The following is a 17213-nucleotide window of genomic DNA, read 5'->3' as shown; positions in this document are numbered from 1 at the left end:
GCCGCCCGGCCCCGGCCGCGCGGCCGAAAAGAGCTAAGCGCTTGCTCGCCCAGGGGCTTGTGCTGAGTGGAACGCGTTCCTAGCATCACTGGTGTGACATCAGTTGTGTCACATACCTGGGTACCTGGGGGCTCGATGGCAGTGACAGGGAACGAGACCGGCGGCGCGACCGGCGCCGGCACCGGCCCGCTGGTCGGGGTGCGGGTCGTGGAGCTGGCCGGCATCGGACCCGGCCCGTTCGCCGCCATGCTCCTGGCCGACCTGGGCGCCGACGTGGTCCGGGTGGACCGCCCCGGCGGCGGCGGGCTCGCGATCAACCCCGCCTACGACGTCACCAACCGCAACAAGCGCTCCGTACTCGTCGACCTGAAGGCACCGGACGGCCCCGCCACCGTGCTGGACCTGGTCGAGCGCGCCGACGTCCTCATCGAGGGCTTCCGCCCCGGCGTCGCCGAACGCCTCGGCGTCGGCCCCGACGCCTGCCGGGCCCGCAATCCGAGACTGGTCTACGGCCGGATGACCGGCTGGGGCCAGGACGGCCCGCTCGCGCAGCGCGCCGGACACGACATCGGCTACATCGCCATCACCGGCGCCCTCGGCATGATCGGCAACCCGGACGAGCCCCCGGCCGTCCCCGCCAACCTGGTCGGCGACTACGCCGGCGGCTCCCTCTACCTGGTCATCGGGGTGCTCGCGGCGCTCCAGCACGCCCGCGCCACCGGCACCGGCCAGACCGTGGACGCCGCGATCGTCGACGGCACCGCCCACCTCACCGCGATGATCCACGGCATGGTCGCGGCGGGCGGCTGGCAGGACCGGCGCGGCGCCAACCTGCTCGACGGCGGCTGCCCCTTCTACGGCACCTACGCGACCTCCGACGGCCAGTACATGGCGGTCGGCGCGCTGGAGCAGCAGTTCTACGACGAGTTCACCGCGCTCCTCGGCATCAAGGACGCGGCCCCGGCCCGCAAGGACCCGGCCCGCTGGGGCGAGCTCCGCGAGACCGTCGCCGCCGCGTTCCGCACCCGTACCCGCGCCGAGTGGACGGCCGTCTTCGAGGACTCGGACGCCTGCGTGGCACCCGTGCTCTCGCTGCGCGAGGCCCCGCACCACCCGCACCTCGCCGCCCGCGGCACCTTCACCGACTTCGGCGGGATCACCCAGCCGGCGCCCGCCCCCCGGTTCTCGGCCACCCCGGGCGCCGTGCACAGCGGGCCGGCCCAGCCCGGTGCCCACACCGCGGAGGTGGCCCGCGACTGGGCGGTCCCCGCCCTCGACGCACCCGACGCCCTCGACACCCCAGCGGAGAACCGATGAAGCGCCAGATCTTCGACGCGGACCACGAGGCGTTCCGCGAGACCGTCCGCACCTTCCTCGCCAAGGAGGTGCTGCCGTACTACGACCAGTGGGAGCAGGACGGCATCGTCAGCCGGGACGCCTGGCGCGCGGCCGGCCGCCAGGGCCTGCTGGGCCTCGCCGTGCCCGAGGAGTACGGCGGCGGCGGGAACCCCGACTTCCGCTACGCCGCCGTCCTCGCCGAGGAATTCACCCGGGCCGGCGCCCCCGGCCTGGCGCTGGGCCTGCACAACGACATCATCGGCCCGTACCTCACCTCGCTCGGCACGGAGGAGCAGAAGCGCCGCTGGCTGCCCGGCTTCTGCAGCGGCGAGACCGTCACCGCGATCGCCATGACCGAGCCGGGCGCCGGCTCCGACCTCCAGGGGATCCGGACCGCCGCAGCGGACCGCGGCGACCACTGGCTGCTCAACGGCTCCAAGACCTTCATCTCCAACGGCATCCTGGCCGACCTGGTGATCGTGGTCGCGAAGACCACCCCGGAGGGCGGCGCGCACGGCCTGTCGCTGCTCGTCGTCGAGCGCGGCGCCGAGGGCTTCGAACGCGGCCGCAACCTCGACAAGATCGGCCAGAAGTCCCAGGACACCGCCGAACTGTTCTTCCACGACGTCCGCGTCCCCAAGGAGAACCTGCTCGGCGAGCTCAACGGCGCGTTCGTGCACCTGATGACCAACCTCGCGCAGGAGCGGATGGGCATCGCGATGGCCGCCATCGCGGGCGCCGAGCACCTGCTGGAGATCACCACCGGGTACGTCAAGGAGCGCGAGGCCTTCGGCCGGCCGCTCGCCAAGCTCCAGCACATCCGCTTCGAGATCGCGGAGATGGCCACCGAGTGCGCCGTCACCCGCACGTTCCTGGACCGCTGCATCGTGGACCACGCCAACGGCGAGCTCGACGCCGTACACGCCTCCATGGCCAAGTGGTGGGCCACCGAGCTCCAGAAGCGGGTCGCGGACCGCTGCCTCCAACTTCACGGGGGATACGGCTACATGACCGAATACCGGGTCGCCCGGGCCTTCACCGACGGCCGCATCCAGACCATCTACGGCGGCACGACCGAGATCATGAAGGAGATCATCGGCCGTTCCCTGCTCGGCTAGGGGTGTCCGGTGCGAAGACCGCCCGACGGCCACGGCACCCACCCCTCCTCACCTCCCGCCCCGCACTTTCGAAAGGCTTGACCAGTGAGCACCGAAGCTTACGTATACGACGCGATCCGCACGCCGCGCGGCCGCGGCAAGGCCAACGGCGCCCTGCACGGCACCAAGCCGATCGACCTGGTCGTCGGTCTCATCCACGCGCTGCGCGAGCGCAACCCCGGCCTGGACCCGGCGACCATCGACGACATCGTGCTCGGCGTGGTCGGCCCGGTCGGCGACCAGGGCTCCGACATCGCCCGGATCGCGGCCATCGCCGCGGGCCTGCCCGACACCGTGGCCGGCGTCCAGGAGAACCGCTTCTGTGCCTCCGGCCTGGAAGCCGTCAACATGGCGGCCGCCAAGGTCCGTTCCGGCTGGGAGGACCTGGTGCTCGCCGGCGGCGTCGAGTCCATGTCCCGGGTGCCGATGGCCTCCGACGGCGGCGCCTGGTTCGCCGACCCGATGACCAACTGGGACACCGGATTCGTCCCGCAGGGCATCGGCGCCGACCTGATCGCCACCATCGAGGGCTTCTCCCGGCGCGACGTGGACGAGTACGCGGCGCTCTCCCAGGAACGGGCCGCCGCCGCCGTCAAGGCCGGACACTTCGCCAAGTCCGTCGTCCCGGTCACCGACCGCAACGGGCTGGTCGTCCTGGACCACGACGAGTTCATCCGCCCCGGCACCACCGCCGACACCCTCGCCAGGCTGAAGCCGTCCTTCGCGGACATCGGCGAGCTCGGCGGCTTCGACGCCGTCGCCCTGCAGAAGTACCACTGGGTCGAGAAGATCGACCACGTCCACCACGCCGGCAACTCCTCCGGCATCGTCGACGGCGCCTCGCTCGTCGCCATCGGCTCCCGCGAGGCCGGCGAGCGCAACGGCCTCACCCCGCGCGCCCGGATCGTGTCGGCGGCCGTGTCCGGCTCCGAGCCCACCATCATGCTCACCGGCCCCGCCCCCGCCACCCGCAAGGCCCTCGCCAAGGCCGGCCTGACCATCGACGACATCGACCTCATCGAGATCAACGAGGCCTTCGCCGGCGTCGTGCTCCGCTTCGTCAAGGACATGGGCGTCTCCCTGGACAAGGTCAACGTCAACGGCGGCGCGATCGCGCTCGGCCACCCGCTCGGCGCCACCGGCGCGATGATCCTCGGCACCGTCGTCGACGAACTGGAGCGCCAGGACAAGCGCTACGGCCTCGTGACCCTCTGCGTCGGCGGCGGCATGGGCGTCGCCACCGTCGTCGAACGCCTCTGAACCGTCCGTTCCCCATCCCCCCTCTCCGACCCGTCTGACACGGAAGTAGCGAACATGAGCGAGTCCACCACGATCCGCTGGGAACAGGACGAGACCGGCGTCGTCACCCTCGTCCTGGACGACCCCAACCAGTCCGCGAACACGATGAACCAGGCCTTCAAGGCGTCCATCGACGCGATCGCCGACCGGGCCGAGGCCGAGAAGGACTCCATCCGCGGGATCATCTTCACCTCGGCGAAGAAGACCTTCTTCGCGGGCGGCGACCTCAAGGACATGATCCGGCTCCGCCCCGAGGACGCCCACCTCGCCTTCGAGACCGGCACCGCCATCAAGCGGTCCCTGCGCCGCATCGAAACCCTCGGCAAGCCGGTCGTCGCCGCCATCAACGGCGCGGCCCTCGGCGGCGGTTACGAGATCGCCCTGGCCTGCCACCACCGGGTCGCCCTCGACGCCCCCGGCTCCAAGATCGGCCTGCCCGAGGTCACCCTCGGCCTGCTCCCGGCCGGCGGCGGCGTGACCCGTACGGTCCGCCTGATGGGCATCGCCGACGCCCTGCTCAAGGTGCTCCTCCAGGGCACCCAGTACAACCCGCAGCGCGCCCTCGACAACGGCCTGGTCCACGAACTCGCCGCCACCCCCGAGGAGATGCTCGCCAAGGCCCGCGCCTTCATCGACGCGCACCCCGAGTCGCAGCAGCCCTGGGACGTCCCCGGCTACAAGATCCCCGGCGGCACCCCGTCGAACCCGCGGTTCGCCGCCAACCTGCCGGCCTTCCCGGCCAACCTGAAGAAGCAGCTCGCCGGCGCCCCCTACCCGGCGCCGCGCAACATCCTCGCCTGCGCCGTCGAGGGCACCCAGGTCGACTTCGACACCGCCCTGGTCATCGAGGCCCGCTACTTCACCGAGCTGGTCACCGGGCAGACCGCCAAGAACATGATCCAGGCGTTCTTCTTCGACCTCCAGGCCGTCAACTCCGGTGCCAGCCGCCCCCAGGGCATCGCACCGCGCCGGGTCCGCAAGGTCGCCGTGCTCGGCGCCGGCATGATGGGCGCGGGCATCGCGTACTCCTGCGCCCGGGCCGGGATCGAGGTCGTCCTCAAGGACGTCACCGCCGAGGCCGCCGCGCCCGGGAAGGCGTACTCCGAGAAGCTCCTCGACAAGGCGCTGTCCCGGGGCCGCACCACCGAGGCCAAGCGCGCCGAGCTGCTGGCCCGGATCACCCCCACCGCGGACGTCGCCGACCTCGCGGGCTGCGACGCCGTCATCGAGGCCGTCTTCGAGGACACCGGGCTCAAGCACCGGGTGTTCCAGGAGATCCAGGACGTCATCGAGCCCGACGCGCTGCTGTGCTCGAACACCTCCACGCTGCCCATCACCGGGCTCGCCGAGGGCGTCAAGCGGCCCGCCGACTTCATCGGCCTGCACTTCTTCTCGCCCGTCGACAAGATGCCGCTGGTGGAGATCATCAAGGGCGCGCAGACCGGCGACGAGGCGCTCGCCCGCGCCTTCGACCTGGTGCGCCAGATCAACAAGACCCCGATCGTGGTCAACGACTCCCGCGGCTTCTTCACCTCGCGCGTCATCGGCCAGTTCATCAACGAGGGCGTCGCCATGGTCGGCGAGGGCATCGAGCCCGCCTCGATCGAGCAGGCGGCCGCACAGGCCGGCTACCCGGCCAAGGTGCTCTCCTTGATGGACGAGCTCACCCTGACCCTGCCCCGCAAGATCCGCAACGAGTCCCGCAAGGCCGTCGAGGCGCAGGGCGGCAGCTGGACCGAGCACCCGGCGGACCGTGTCATCGACCGCATGGTCGACGAGTTCGAGCGCCCCGGCCGCAGCGGCGGCGCCGGCTTCTACGAGTACGCCGACGGCAAGCGCGTCCGCCTGTGGCCGGGGCTGCGCGAGCACTTCGCCAAGCCGGACGCGGAGATCCCCTTCGAGGACATGAAGGAGCGAATGCTCTTCGCGGAGGCGCTGGACACCGTGCGCCTCTTCGAGGAGGGCGTGCTCACCTCGGTGGCCGACGCCAACATCGGCTCCATCATGGGCATCGGCTTCCCGGCCTGGACGGGCGGCGTGATCCAGTACATCAACGGCTACGAAGGCGGCCTGCCCGGCTTCACGGCCCGCGCCCGCGAACTGGCCGCCGCCTACGGCGAGCGCTTCACCCCGCCCGCCCTGCTCGTCGAGAAGGCCGAGCGCGGCGAGACGTTCACCGACTAGAGCCGTGCGGGAGCAGGCGGGCCGGGTAGCGCCCTGCCCGCCTGCCCCTCCGCGGCCCCCGGGCCAGGGGGAGCGTCCGGGCCGGGGAAGCGTGCGGGTCAGGGGAGCGTCCGGGTCAGGGCAGAGTCCAGAACACCTCCGTCACGAGGTAGAAGACGCCGACCCAGAACACGGTCAGCGCGGCGACGATGCCGCCCCCGACGAGTCTGGTCCTGGCGGGCGATTCGCCCGGTGCGGGCCACAGCCACCGCCGGAGCAGCCGGTTCACGTAGTGCGGCATCGTGAAGAAGCTCATGATGAAGCTCGACAGCAGGTTGCCCACGAGGAGCCCGAGCCAGAACGGCATGCCCAGCGGGTGCAGGGCGAGGCTCAGCAGCACGACGGTCGGGTACAGCCCGACCCAGACCGCGACGGCGGTCTTGGTGTCCGAGGGCGGCGGCGCTTCCTTGCCGTTCTCCTCGAAGGCGAACCAACTGCCGAACGAGTTGTCGATCGTGCGCAGTCTGAAGTCGTCGAACCTCTCCCCCTCGGCGAGCATCTCCCGCCGCTTCTCCGACGTCAGCCAGGCGTCCAGGTGCTCGGCGTTGTCGTAGCGGTACAGGGTGGTCCACTCGTCCTGGAGGCCTTCGACGGGGCGGAAGATCTCCGTACCGCGAAACCCTTCGAACTTGCTCTCCTCCTGGCGCAGGCGCTCCTGCCAGGCGAGGAAGTCGTCGACGTTGTCCGGGCGGACGCGGTGGCTCACCACCACGGTCACGAGCGGGTCCGTCGGCTGCGTGCCGCCGCTGATCACCTGCTGGGTGGCCGGACCGTCGAAATAGTGCGCGCCGACGTCGAGGAGCCGCTGCCTGGTCGCGCCGTTCATCCACGCCTGTAGATGGGCCACCGAGTCGAACCGGTAGACGATCACCCATTCGGGCTGCAGGGCGGTCGGCTTGGTCACCTCGGCGCCGAGGTGACCGGCGTAGCGGGCGGCGGCGGCGTTGACCTCCTCCTGCCACTTCTCGTACGCCCGCTCCATGCCGGGGCGGACCTTCCGGCCGATGATGACCGTCGCTGCGGCGTCCGTCTGCCCGTTGGCCGTCATCGTCGCGTGCCCGTCCGCGCCTGCCGGCTCTCCACGAGCCGCGCGTAGATCCGTTCCGGAGTGAGGGGCAGCTCGCGGTAGCGGATACCGGTGGCGTCGCGGACCGCGTTGGCCAGCGCGGGGGCCACCGGGTTGATGCAGCACTCCGCCATTCCCTTCGACCGCAGGGCCCCGACGGAGTCCGAGGAGCCGACCAGGAGCACGTCGGTGCGGGGCACATCGGCGTAGGTCGGGATGCGGTAGTTGCGGAGGTTCGGGTTGGCCATCATGCCGTCCGCGTCGACCTGGAAGTTCTCGGTCAGCGCGAATCCGATGCCCTGGGCGACACCGCCTTCCACCTGCCCCCGGACCTGTTCCGGGTTGATGAGCACACCGGCGTCGGTCGCCTGGACGCTGTGCAGGACCCGGATCTCACCCGTCACCCGGTGGACGGCGACGCGGAAGCCGTGCGTGTTGGAGGTGACGCTGCGGGGCGAGCCGTACGCCTTGCGCGCGGCCGTGAACCGGATGCCGCGCGCCCGGGCCTCGGCGACGAGCGTGGCCAGCGGGACGCGCTCGTCCCCGCAGACGACGTCGTCGAGGTCCATCGAGCACATCACGACGTGCACGCCCGTGTACGTGGCGGCGAAGTCGAGAATGCGGTCGCGCACCGCGTCGGCCGCCCGCAGGACCGCGTTGCCCGCCACGAAGAGTCCGGCACTCGCGAAGGCGCCGGTGTCGAACCCCGTGCGGTCCGTGTCGGACTGCACGAGGCGGATCCGCGACGGCGTCGTACCCAGTTGGTTGGCCGCGATCTGGACGTGCGCGGTCGACGTGCCCTCCCCGAACTCGACCGTGCCGACGGCCAGTTCGTACACGAGGTCGTCGCCGAGCGTGAGCCAGGCCTCGGAGACGTGCTCGGTCGGGGGCGCGGTCTCGTGCATCGAACTGGCGACGCCGACCCCGACGAGCCAGCCGGGTCCGGGAGAGGGCTGGTCGGCCGTACGGGCCAGCTCGCCGGCCACGAGGTCGATGCACTTGCCGAGCCCGTCCTCGTGGAACACCACGTCGTCGGGCCCGTCGTGCAGGGCGACGAGCGGCTCGCCCGGGCGCACGATGTTGCGGCGCCGCAGCGCGAGCGGATCCATGTGCAGGGCCAGGGCCAGCTCGTCCATCGCCGATTCCACCGCGAAGGCCGGCTGGGTCATGCCGTAGCCGCGCAGGGCGCCGCTCGGAACGGTGTTCGTGTAGACGGAGAAGGCGTCGTACTTCTTGTTGGGGCAGCGGTAGATCATGACGGCGGCGCCGCCCGCGTACAGGGTCTCGCCGCCGTGGTTGCCGTAGGCGCCCGTGTTGGACACGTTGCGGACCTGGAAGGCGGTGAGCGTGCCGTCGGCCTTCGCGCCGAGCTTGACCGTCAGCTTCATCGGATGCCGGGGCGAGGCCGTGGTGAACTCCTCCTCGCGCGTGTACTCGAAGGAGACGGGCCGCCCGGTGTCGAGGGCGGCGAGCGCGGCCAGGTCCTCCGAGATGACCTCCTGCTTGCCGCCGAAACCGCCGCCGACGCGCTTGCAGAACACACGGAGCTGGTCCGGGCGCAGCGCGAACAGATAGGCCAGTTTGACCTTCGCGATCGACGGCGACTGGGAGCTGGTGCGGACGTTCAGCCGGCCGTCCTCCATCCAGGCGATCGAGCCGTGCGTCTCCAGGTGCGCGTGCTGCACGCGCGGTGAGACGTACGTGCCCTCGTGGATCACGTCGGCCGCGGCGAAGCCCGCGTCGACGTCGCCGATGTGCGAGTGGAGCTCCAGCAGGAGGTTGTGCACGTGGTCGCTGGCGAACGGGTCCTCCGAGCCGTGCAGTTGCGGCGCCCCGTCGGCCATGGCCTTCTCGGGGTCGAAGACCGCCGGCAGCACCTCGTACTCCACGGCCACCTTCCGGCAGCCCTCCTCGGCCGCCCCGACCGTGTCGGCGAGCACCGCGACGACGCGCTGGCCGGCGAAGCGGACCGTGTCGTCGAGGATGTACGTGTCGTCCGGATCGACGAGGTGGTCGGTGTGGATCGCCGTGGTGAAGCGTTTGCGCGGCACGTCCTCCCAGGTGTAGACGCGCTGCACGCCGGGGACCGCGAGCGCGGCGGTCTTGTCGATCGAGAGGATGCGGGCGTGCGCGTGGGGCGAGTGCAGCACCTTGAGGTGCAGCATGCCGTCCATGCGGGTGTCCATCGTGAACTCGGCGCGACCGGTCACCACGTCCTCGGCCGCCGGCGCGCCGACGCTCGTTCCGACGGCCCGTCCCGGCGCGGCCGTCTGCACGCCGGTGACGCCCTTCACCGCGTCCTCGATCGCCCGGTAGCCGGTGCAGCGGCAGAGGTTGCCCTTCAACGCCCGTGGCAGGTCCGCCTTCTGGGCCTCGGTGAACGTCGCCGACGTCATGATCATCCCTGCGGTGCAGAAACCGCACTGGAAACCCGGGGCGTCCCGGAAGCGGCGCTGGGCGGGATGCAGGTCGCCGGGTGCTCCGAGGCCCTCGATCGTGGTCACCTCGTGGCCTTCCGCGCGGAAGGCGGGGGTGATGCAGCTGTGCACCGGAGCGCCGTCCAGCCACACGGTGCACGCGCCGCAGTCGCCCGCGTCGCAGCCCTTCTTCACGCCGAAGTGCCCCAGCGCGCGCAGGAACGTGCGCAGGCACTGGCCGGGGTCCGGTTCTTCGGAGAAGTTACGGCCGTTCACGGTGTAGGTCATGCCTGGCCCCCAGCCGTGAGTGCGTGGCGGATCTCTTCGGCGAAGTGCAGGGTGAGGTGGTGGCGGTGGTCCGGGGTCCCGTTCGGGTCGGCGAACCAGACGTCGGCGGGGATCGCGTTGATGCTCTGCTGCACGGCGCGGGCATCGGGCGCGGAATCGAAGGCGATGCGCACCGGGCGCGTGGTGCCGGCGGTGACGGTGAGCAGCAGGTCGCTCCTCCCCGGCGTCCGGGTCCCGACGAGGAACACCGTGGAGCGGCCGAGGCGGGTCAGGGTGAAGCGGCGGTGGGCGGTGCGCTTGCGCAGGGCGTGTGCCGGAATGCGGATGCGCCGCAGGATTTCCCCGGGGACGAGGACGTTCCGGTGGTTCCCGGTCACGAAGTCGAGGGCGTCGACGGTACGTATCGACCCGTCGGGAGCCCACAGCTCGTACGCGGCCTCGAGCGCGACCGTCAGCGTGATCATGGGGCCGGCCGGCAGGGACAGGCAGATGTTCCCGCCGACGGTCGCCGCGTTCCAGACCTTGAACGAGGACAGGAACGCCTCGCAGCTCTGCGCGAGGAGGGGGCCCGCGATCCAGTCGGCCGGCGGTGTGAACGCGTACAGGTCCCGGATGGTGCACGTGGCGCCGATCTCCAGGCCCGCGTCGCCCGGCACGAGGGGGTCCCAGCCCAGTGCCGTCAGGTCGACCAGGCGGCGCAGGTCCGGCTGCTCGGCGGAGAACAGCCACGTCCCGCCCGCGAGCCAGGCATCGCCTTCGCGCCAGTCTGCGCCCGGCCGGTCGGACGGCCGCCGGACGACTTCGCCGATGGTGTTGAGGTCCATGGGAACACCTGCCCCTCACGCGCAGGGGTGGCCGCCACCTTGAGCGGCAGAGTCCGCAGGGGGGCCGCCGGGAGCAGACCCGCTCGGAGCAGGGGGCGGCGGGCGCGAAGACTCCCTTCCAGCGTACTGAGGACGGGCCCGCCCCGCGAAGGCAGGGCGTTGGGCTGCGGCTACGGTCCGCCGGGCGTCTCGCCGGACTCGAACGCCGCCCGCAGCTCTTCCCTCAGCGACCGCTGGAAGGCGGTCACCAGCGCCTGCACCACCATCGGCTGCATGTGCGCGGACAGCAGCTTCATCGACTCCACGCGCTCCGGGTCCCGTTCCTCCTCGGTGAAGGGACCCCACACCTCGTCCCGGAACAGCCGGGTCAGTTCGTGCGCCGCCGACCGGGTGTGCTCCACCAGCACCCGCCGCGCCGCCAGGATCGTCTCGTGCGCGATCGGTACGTCGAGCAGCGCGACCCCCAGCCGCAGCAGCCCCACGTCCACCCGGAACCCGTCGCCCGAGGCGGCGAGGACGTTCATCGCCGTCAGCCGCCGGACGTCGGTGTCCGACAGGCTCCGCCCGGCCCGCTTCTCCAGGTCCTCGCGCGAGACCTCCTGGGCCGTGTCCGGGGCCCAACTGGCCACCATCGCCCGGTGGATCGCCAGGTCGTGCGCGCTCAGGTCGTCGGGCAGCGCTTCCAGGTAGCGCTCGATGGCGGACAGGGTCATGCCCTGGTGCTGCAGTTCCTCGATCAGGGCCAGCCGGGACAGGTGCTCCGGCCCGTAGTGGCCCACCCGCCGGGGACCGATCACGGGAGGGGGCAAAAGCCCGCGCGTGCTGTAGAAACGTACGGTACGGACGGTGACGCCGGCCCGCGCGGCCAGCTCGTCGACGGTGAGCGCGGGCTCCTGCGCCTGGGTGGTCATCGGCTGTGCCTCGCTCTCTGATCCTCCGCTTCAGGTTCAACAGTATTGCTGTCGCACCATCGATGTGAAACGGCCAGGAGCTGCCCATGCCCACTGCACTGCGACTGCCCGCACCTCCCGACTCCCTCACCCTCCCCGTCCTGCTCGCCCGCAATGCCGAGGAGTACGGGGACCTGCCCGCCGTCTCCTGGCGGACCGGCGCCGACTGGCAGACCCTGAGCTGGTCCGAGGTCCGCCGCAAGGTGGCCGTCCTCGCCGCCGGCTACGCGGCCCTGGGGGCCGGCCGCGGCGACCACGTCCTGATGATGATGGGCAACCGGCCCGAGCACTGGCTGAGCGACCTCGCGCTCGTCCACCTCGGCGCCGTCCCCGTCACCGTGTACGGGACCTCGGCGCCCGGCCAGATCGCCCACATCGCCCGGCACAGCAGGGCCCGCCTCGCCGTCGTCGAGGGCGCCCGCGAACTGGCCCGCTGGGAACCGCTGCTGGACGACCCCGGCATCCCGCTGGAGCGGCTCGTCGTCGTGGAGCCCGCAGAGGCCGGCCGGCACGACAGCTACCCGTCCCTCTACGCGAGCGCGGCCCGCCTGCACGACCCCGAGGGCTTCGAGAAGGGCTGGCGCCAGACCCGCCCCGAGGACCCGCTGACCGTCGTCTACACCTCCGGCACCACCGGCGACCCCAAGGGCGTCCGGCTCAGCCACCGCAATATCGTGCTCCAGGCCGTCCGCCTCGACCGGCACGTGGACCTGCCCGAGCACGCCGAGCACCTCTGCTACCTGCCGTTCGCGCACATCGCCGAACGGATCCTCGGCATCTACCTGCCGCTGCTGCGGGCCGCGCACGTCCGGCTGTGCGCCGACCCCGCCGCGGTGGCCGCGTCCGTACGGGAGCTGCACCCGGTGCAGTTCTTCGGCGTGCCCCGGGTGTGGGAGAAGCTCGCCGCGTCCGTACGGGCCGTACTCGCCCGGCTGCCCGCCGAGCAGCAGGCCGCCATCGAGGCCGCGAACGACCTCGCGCGCAGCCACGCCGAGCACCGGGAGCGCGGCACCGAGGTGCCGGCCGCGCTGGAGGAGGCGTACCGGCGTGCCAAGGAGCAGGTCCTCGATCCCCTGCTGGGCATGGCCGGCCTCGACCGGCTGGTGTGGACGGCGAGCGCCACCGCACCGATGCCGATCGACGTGGTCCGCTTCTGGGCCGGCTGGGGCATCACGGTCCTGGACGCGTGGGGGCTGACCGAGACCGCCGGCGTCTGCACGGTCAACAGTCCGGACGGCTTCCGGCTGGGCTCGGTGGGCCGGCCGATCGAGGGCCTGGAACTGCGGGTCGCCCCGGACGGCGAGATCCTCACCCGCGGCGCCACCGTCTTCTCCGGCTACCTGCGGGCCGACGGCACGGTCGAGGACGCCCGCGACGCCGAGGGCTGGTTCCCCACCGGGGACGTCGGCCGGCTCGACGAGGACGGCTACCTCTGGATCACCGACCGCAAGAAGGAACTCGTCATCACCTCGACGGGCAAGAACATCTCGCCCGCGCTCGTCGAGAACACCGTCAAGGAGCACCCGCTGATCGGCCAGGCCATGGTGCACGGCGACGGCCGCTCCTACCTGGTCGCGCTGCTGGTCCTGGACGCGGAGCTGGCACCCGCCTGGGCCGCGGCCCGCGGCATCGAAACGCAGCCCGGCCCCGCCGGCCTCGCGGAACTCGCCGCCCACCCGGCCGTGCGGGAGGAGGTCGCCCGGGCGGTCGAGGCGGCGAACGCCCGGCTCAACCGGACCGAGCAGATCAAGAAGTACCGGCTGCTGACGTCCGAATGGGGCCCCGAGAGCGGCGAGTTGACCCCCTCGCTCAAGCTCCGCCGCCGCGTGGTGTCCGAGCAGTACCGTCAGGTCATCGACGGCATGTACGAGGAGGGTTAGCGGCCCGGCAGTCACCCGTACGGCCCTGTCCGGTGGGCGGCCGCCCGCCCACCGGACTCCGCGCATCCGTTCACCCCGACTGCCCGGACACGGCGAAGCCGCCCCCTGCCCGACCCGAGGGCGAGAGGGGGCGGCGCACACGGCTACCGGGTCAGGAGCCGATCACCGGGTAGTGGTCGCTCAGGTTCGAGTACGTGTACGAGGTGCCCCAGCTGGAGACCGTCCAGGGAGCGCTCTGCTCCTTGACCACGTTGTTGTTCCAGCCCGCCGGCCGGGCGTGGCCCGCGCGGTGCAGGACGTAGTCCAGGTCCTCGCGCGGGTCGGTCGGGTAGCGATAGTTCGCGATCGAGTTGTCCCGGGTGTCGAAGGAGTACGTGTGGCCGGTGCGGGCGTCGGCGCCCGCCAGGCCCGCGTCCGCCAGCATCGTCGCGTACTCCGGGGTCCGCGAGTCCACGTTCATGTCGCCCGCGACCATGACCTGCTCGTTCGCCGGGATGTTCTTGGCGTCGAGGAACGCGTCGATGTTCTTGAACTGGCGGCTGCGCATCTGCGCCGCCTCGCCCGCGTCGCAGCCCGGGTCGGTGGACTGGGCGTGCGTGCCCACCACGTGGACCTTGGTGCCGTTCACGTTCAGGACCGTGTACACGAAGCCCTTGTTGGACCACCAGTCGGCGCCGCACGCGTCCTTGTAGACGTACTGCTCCTTGCGCACGATCGGCCACTTGCTGAGGATCGCGACGCCGCCGTCCTCCGGGGTGGTCGCCGAGTACGCGCCGCCGGTGGCGTCCCAGCCGTCCTTGCTGCGGCCCATCACGGGGGTCTGGTACGGGTACTGCCCGGCCGCGCCGGCCTTCAGGGTGTCGCCGGCGGAGTTGTCGAACGCCTCCTGCACCACGACCACGTCGTGGCCCTGGAAGAAGGACGCCTTCGGTATCTCGCGCGCCCGGTGGTCCTGGCCCCAGTTCGGGTACAGGTTCTTGCTCATCAGGAACACGTTGTACGAGAGGACGCTCAGCCGCGGGGTCGCGGCGGCCTCGGCCCCGGCGGCCGAGGCGGGGGTGATGGCGGTGGCGGCCAGGGCGGCGGCGGCCACGGCCGTCACGGCCGTGGCGGCGACCTTGTTGCGGCGGTGCTCGACGAGCGGCATGCGGTCTCCAGCGATGCTGTGGGGAAGATCGACCGCGCCATCAAAGCAGCCCCAGTTACCTCTGGGTAACACCCGTGCACCGGGAATCTGGACGGGCCATGGCCATACTGGAGGAGAACGACCGGAACGATCTCGGGAGCACCAGGTGGGAGCACGTCCGAAGCCGCCGCAGGCCCCCGCGCCGCCGCCCCCCGGCGGAGTGCTCTGGACGATCGCGGGCGACGTCCGCAGCCTCCTGATGCTGCCCACCGCCTTCACCCTCCAGGTCGCGCACCCCGCGATCGGCGCGGGCGTGGACACGTACTCGGTCTTCCGCACCGACCCCTGGGGCCGTGGCGAACGCTCCCTGCGGTCCGTCCAGCTGTGGGTGTACGGCGGGGAGCGGGCCGCCGAGGAGGGCCGCCGGGTGCGCCGCCTGCACCGGGACATCCGGGGCACCGACACCCGGGGCCGCCCGTACCACTCCCTGGAACCGGGCTGCTACTCCTGGGTCCACGCCACCGGCTTCCCCGTCTACCTCTACGCCGGCCGCTACCTCTTCCGGCCCTTCACGCCCGCCCAGGAACGGCAGTTGTACCGCGAGTGGCTCCAGGTCGGCCGGATCCTCGGGATCCGCGACCGCGACATGCCGCAGAGCATCGAGGAGTACTGGCCGTACTACCACCGGATGCTCGCCGAGGAGGTCGAGCCCACCAAGGTGGCCCGCGAGCTGCTGGCCGCCGACGCGCCGCTGCCCTGCCCGACGGGCGGCCCGCTGCCGGTGCGGCTGCTGGTCCGCGCCGCCTGGCCGGTGCTGCGCCGGCTCTTCCTCCGCCTGCGGGCCTTCGTCACCGTCGGCTACATGCCGCCGGAGGCGCGGGCTGCCCTCGGGCTGGAGTGGAGCGAGGCCCGGGAGCGGCGGCTGCGCCGGTTCAGCACGGCCGTACGGCTGCTCGTGCCGGTGCTCCCGGAACGGCTGCGGTACCTGCCGGTGGCCCGGGCCGCACGCGCACGCCGGCGCGCCGCCGCCCGCTGACCGCCGTCCGCACGGACGGCGGACGGCGACGGGCGACGGCGTGTATCGGCCGGGGAGGCCGGGTGGGGCTCAGTGCTCGTGGATGGTGTTCGTCGCGGCGATCTTCTTCCACGACTTCGGCTGGACCGCCTTGGCGGGCTTCTTCGACGGCACGGCGAGGGACCACGGGGTCGCCGAGGAGCCCTTGCGCAGGGACGGCTTCACGACCGGGCCGACGGCCGGCTTGCCCGGCGTGTACAGCCAGGTCTCCAGCAGCTGGGCCAGCGGCTTGCCCGAGACCCGCTCGGCGTACCGCAGGAAGTCGCCGACCTTGGCGTTGCCGTACGCGAACTGGGTGGGCCAGCCCTTGAGGACCGCGAAGAACTTCTCGTCGCCGATCTCGTTGCGCAGCGCCTGCAGGGCGATCGCCCCACGGTCGTAGACGGCGCCGTGGAACTGGTTCTCGGCACCCGGGTCACCCGGCTTGACCTGCCAGAACGGGTCCTCGGCCGGGCGGGACGCGTACGCCCAGTCGGCGAGCTCCTGAGCGGTGCCCTCGCCCTCCTTCTCCGACCACAGCCACTGGCTGTACCGGGCGAAGCCCTCGTTGATCCAGATGTCCTTCCAGTTGTCGACGGACACGCTGTCGCCGTACCACTGGTGCGCCAGCTCGTGCACGACGACCTGGATGTTCGAGCCGTTCGCGAACTGCCGCGGGCTGTAGAACGGCCGGGTCTGCGTCTCCAGGGCGTAACCGCTCGTCACGTTGGGCACGTAGCCGCCCAGCGCGTTGAAGGGGTACGGGCCGAAGACCTCCGAGAGCCAGTCGGCGACCTCGCCGGTGCGCTCCAGGCTGGCCCGTGCGGCGCCCGCGTTGTCACCGAGGTCCTTGCTGTACGCGTTGAGGACCGGAATGCCGCCCTCGGTGGTGTCGGTGGTGATGTCGAACTTGCCGACCGCGAGCGTGGCCAGGTAGGTGGCCTGCGGCTTGTTCGACCGCCAGTTGTAGCGGGTCCAGCCCAGCTTCGAACTCGACGACTGGAGCACGCCGTTGCTGATGGCCTGGGTGCCGTCCGGCACGTTGACCGACACGTCGAAGGTGGCCTTGTCCAGCGGGTGGTCGTTGCTCGGGAACCACCAGATCGCCGAATCCGGCTCCTGGGCGGCGACCCCGCCGTCCGGGGTGCGGTGCCAGGCCGTCCAGCCGTCCACCTTCAGCTCCGACGGCTTGCCCGCGTACGTGACGACGACGGTGACGGACTTGCCCTTCGGCAACGGCGCCGCCGGCGTGATCTCCAGCTCCTGGGTGCCGGAGGTGGCGAACTTCGCCTTCCGGCCGTTGACCCGCACGTCGCTGACCTTCAGCCCGAAGTCCAGGTTGAAGCGGGACAGGTCCTGCTTGGCGGTGGCCAGCAGCGTCGCCGTGCCCTCCAGGAGGTCCGTCGCCGGCTGGTACTTCAGTCGCAGGTCGTAGTGCGAGACGTCGTACCCGCCGTTCCCGCTCGCCGGGTAGTAGGCGTCGCCGATGCCGGGGGCGCCGGGACCGAAACTCGCCGCGGATGCCGGGATCGCCAGCAGCAGGGAGGCGGCGAGAACGCTCGGGGCGATGACTTTGCGGTGCACGAAAGCT

General features: G+C 71.6%; 12 protein-coding genes. 6 read left to right on the top strand and 6 right to left on the bottom strand.

Annotated features, from left to right (window positions below):
• Nucleotides 1-135: 135 nt before the first annotated feature.
• The 4 genes from OG764_RS07850 to OG764_RS07835 all read left to right on the top strand — a co-directional run bounded on the left by OG764_RS07850 (nucleotide 136) and on the right by OG764_RS07835 (nucleotide 5978).
• Nucleotides 136-1317: a CaiB/BaiF CoA transferase family protein gene (locus OG764_RS07850; RefSeq protein WP_328967674.1), complete on the top strand. Its 1182-nt coding sequence runs from the start codon at nucleotides 136-138 to the stop codon at nucleotides 1315-1317.
• On the top strand, nucleotides 1314-2456 hold the full coding sequence (locus tag OG764_RS07845) for an acyl-CoA dehydrogenase family protein (RefSeq protein WP_328967673.1): 1143 nt from the start codon (nucleotides 1314-1316) through the stop codon (nucleotides 2454-2456). The genes OG764_RS07850 and OG764_RS07845 overlap by 4 nt, the downstream gene beginning before the upstream one ends.
• Before the next feature lie 84 nt (nucleotides 2457-2540).
• A complete protein-coding gene (locus tag OG764_RS07840) occupies nucleotides 2541-3755 on the top strand; it encodes an acetyl-CoA C-acetyltransferase (protein ID WP_328967672.1) in 1215 nt (404 codons plus the stop codon).
• A 54-nt stretch (nucleotides 3756-3809) separates the two neighbouring features.
• Nucleotides 3810-5978 carry a 3-hydroxyacyl-CoA dehydrogenase NAD-binding domain-containing protein gene (locus OG764_RS07835; protein WP_328967671.1) on the top strand — a complete coding sequence of 723 codons (2169 nt, stop codon included), beginning with the start codon at nucleotides 3810-3812 and terminating at the stop codon, nucleotides 5976-5978.
• A gap of 115 nt (nucleotides 5979-6093) precedes the next feature.
• Here the strand turns inward: OG764_RS07835 and OG764_RS07830 are convergent, their stop codons facing one another.
• From OG764_RS07830 to OG764_RS07815, 4 genes are all read right to left on the bottom strand, one after another.
• Nucleotides 6094-7065 carry an antibiotic biosynthesis monooxygenase gene (locus OG764_RS07830; RefSeq protein ID WP_328967670.1) on the bottom strand — a complete coding sequence of 324 codons (972 nt, stop codon included), beginning with the start codon at nucleotides 7063-7065 and terminating at the stop codon, nucleotides 6094-6096.
• Nucleotides 7062-9788 carry a molybdopterin-dependent oxidoreductase gene (locus OG764_RS07825; protein ID WP_328967669.1) on the bottom strand — a complete coding sequence of 909 codons (2727 nt, stop codon included), beginning with the start codon at nucleotides 9786-9788 and terminating at the stop codon, nucleotides 7062-7064. Before OG764_RS07825 ends, OG764_RS07830 begins: the two co-directional genes overlap by 4 nt.
• Complete coding sequence (locus OG764_RS07820; protein WP_328967668.1) at nucleotides 9785-10612, bottom strand: FAD binding domain-containing protein; 828 nt, start codon at nucleotides 10610-10612, stop codon at nucleotides 9785-9787. The genes OG764_RS07825 and OG764_RS07820 overlap by 4 nt, the downstream gene beginning before the upstream one ends.
• 170 nt (nucleotides 10613-10782) lie before the next feature.
• A complete protein-coding gene (locus OG764_RS07815) occupies nucleotides 10783-11523 on the bottom strand; it encodes a MerR family transcriptional regulator (RefSeq protein ID WP_328967667.1) in 741 nt (246 codons plus the stop codon).
• Nucleotides 11524-11609: 86 nt separating this feature from the next.
• On the opposite strand from OG764_RS07815, the gene OG764_RS07810 reads away from it, so the two are divergent.
• A complete protein-coding gene (locus OG764_RS07810) occupies nucleotides 11610-13442 on the top strand; it encodes an AMP-dependent synthetase/ligase (protein ID WP_328967666.1) in 1833 nt (610 codons plus the stop codon).
• Nucleotides 13443-13593: 151 nt separating this feature from the next.
• Here the strand turns inward: OG764_RS07810 and sph are convergent, their stop codons facing one another.
• Nucleotides 13594-14589 carry a sphingomyelin phosphodiesterase gene (gene sph, locus OG764_RS07805; RefSeq protein ID WP_328967665.1) on the bottom strand — a complete coding sequence of 332 codons (996 nt, stop codon included), beginning with the start codon at nucleotides 14587-14589 and terminating at the stop codon, nucleotides 13594-13596.
• Between the two features lie 145 nt (nucleotides 14590-14734).
• Between sph and OG764_RS07800 the strand changes: the two genes are divergently transcribed.
• Entirely contained in the window at nucleotides 14735-15604 is an 870-nt protein-coding gene (locus OG764_RS07800) for an oxygenase MpaB family protein (RefSeq protein ID WP_328967664.1), read from the top strand.
• A gap of 69 nt (nucleotides 15605-15673) precedes the next feature.
• Here the strand turns inward: OG764_RS07800 and OG764_RS07795 are convergent, their stop codons facing one another.
• Entirely contained in the window at nucleotides 15674-17206 is a 1533-nt protein-coding gene (locus OG764_RS07795) for a M1 family metallopeptidase (protein ID WP_328967663.1), read from the bottom strand.
• Nucleotides 17207-17213 lie beyond the last annotated feature (7 nt).

This window comes from Streptomyces sp. NBC_00239 (assembly GCF_036194065.1).
Taxonomy (GTDB): Bacteria; Actinomycetota; Actinomycetes; order Streptomycetales; family Streptomycetaceae; genus Streptomyces.
This window is presented reverse-complemented; position numbering and strand designations above follow the sequence as displayed.

Excerpts from the sequence above, each read along its gene's own strand:
- OG764_RS07850 (WP_328967674.1), top strand. The coding sequence starts at position 136 with ATGGCAGTGACAGGGAACGAGACCGGCGGCGCGACCGGCGCCGGCACC.
- OG764_RS07845 (WP_328967673.1), top strand. The coding sequence starts at position 1,314 with ATGAAGCGCCAGATCTTCGACGCGGACCACGAGGCGTTCCGCGAGACC.
- OG764_RS07835 (WP_328967671.1), top strand. The coding sequence starts at position 3,810 with ATGAGCGAGTCCACCACGATCCGCTGGGAACAGGACGAGACCGGCGTC.
- OG764_RS07830 (WP_328967670.1), bottom strand. The coding sequence starts at position 7,065 with ATGACGGCCAACGGGCAGACGGACGCCGCAGCGACGGTCATCATCGGC.
- OG764_RS07825 (WP_328967669.1), bottom strand. The coding sequence starts at position 9,788 with ATGACCTACACCGTGAACGGCCGTAACTTCTCCGAAGAACCGGACCCC.
- OG764_RS07820 (WP_328967668.1), bottom strand. The coding sequence starts at position 10,612 with ATGGACCTCAACACCATCGGCGAAGTCGTCCGGCGGCCGTCCGACCGG.
- OG764_RS07815 (WP_328967667.1), bottom strand. The coding sequence starts at position 11,523 with ATGACCACCCAGGCGCAGGAGCCCGCGCTCACCGTCGACGAGCTGGCC.
- OG764_RS07810 (WP_328967666.1), top strand. The coding sequence starts at position 11,610 with ATGCCCACTGCACTGCGACTGCCCGCACCTCCCGACTCCCTCACCCTC.
- sph (WP_328967665.1), bottom strand. The coding sequence starts at position 14,589 with ATGCCGCTCGTCGAGCACCGCCGCAACAAGGTCGCCGCCACGGCCGTG.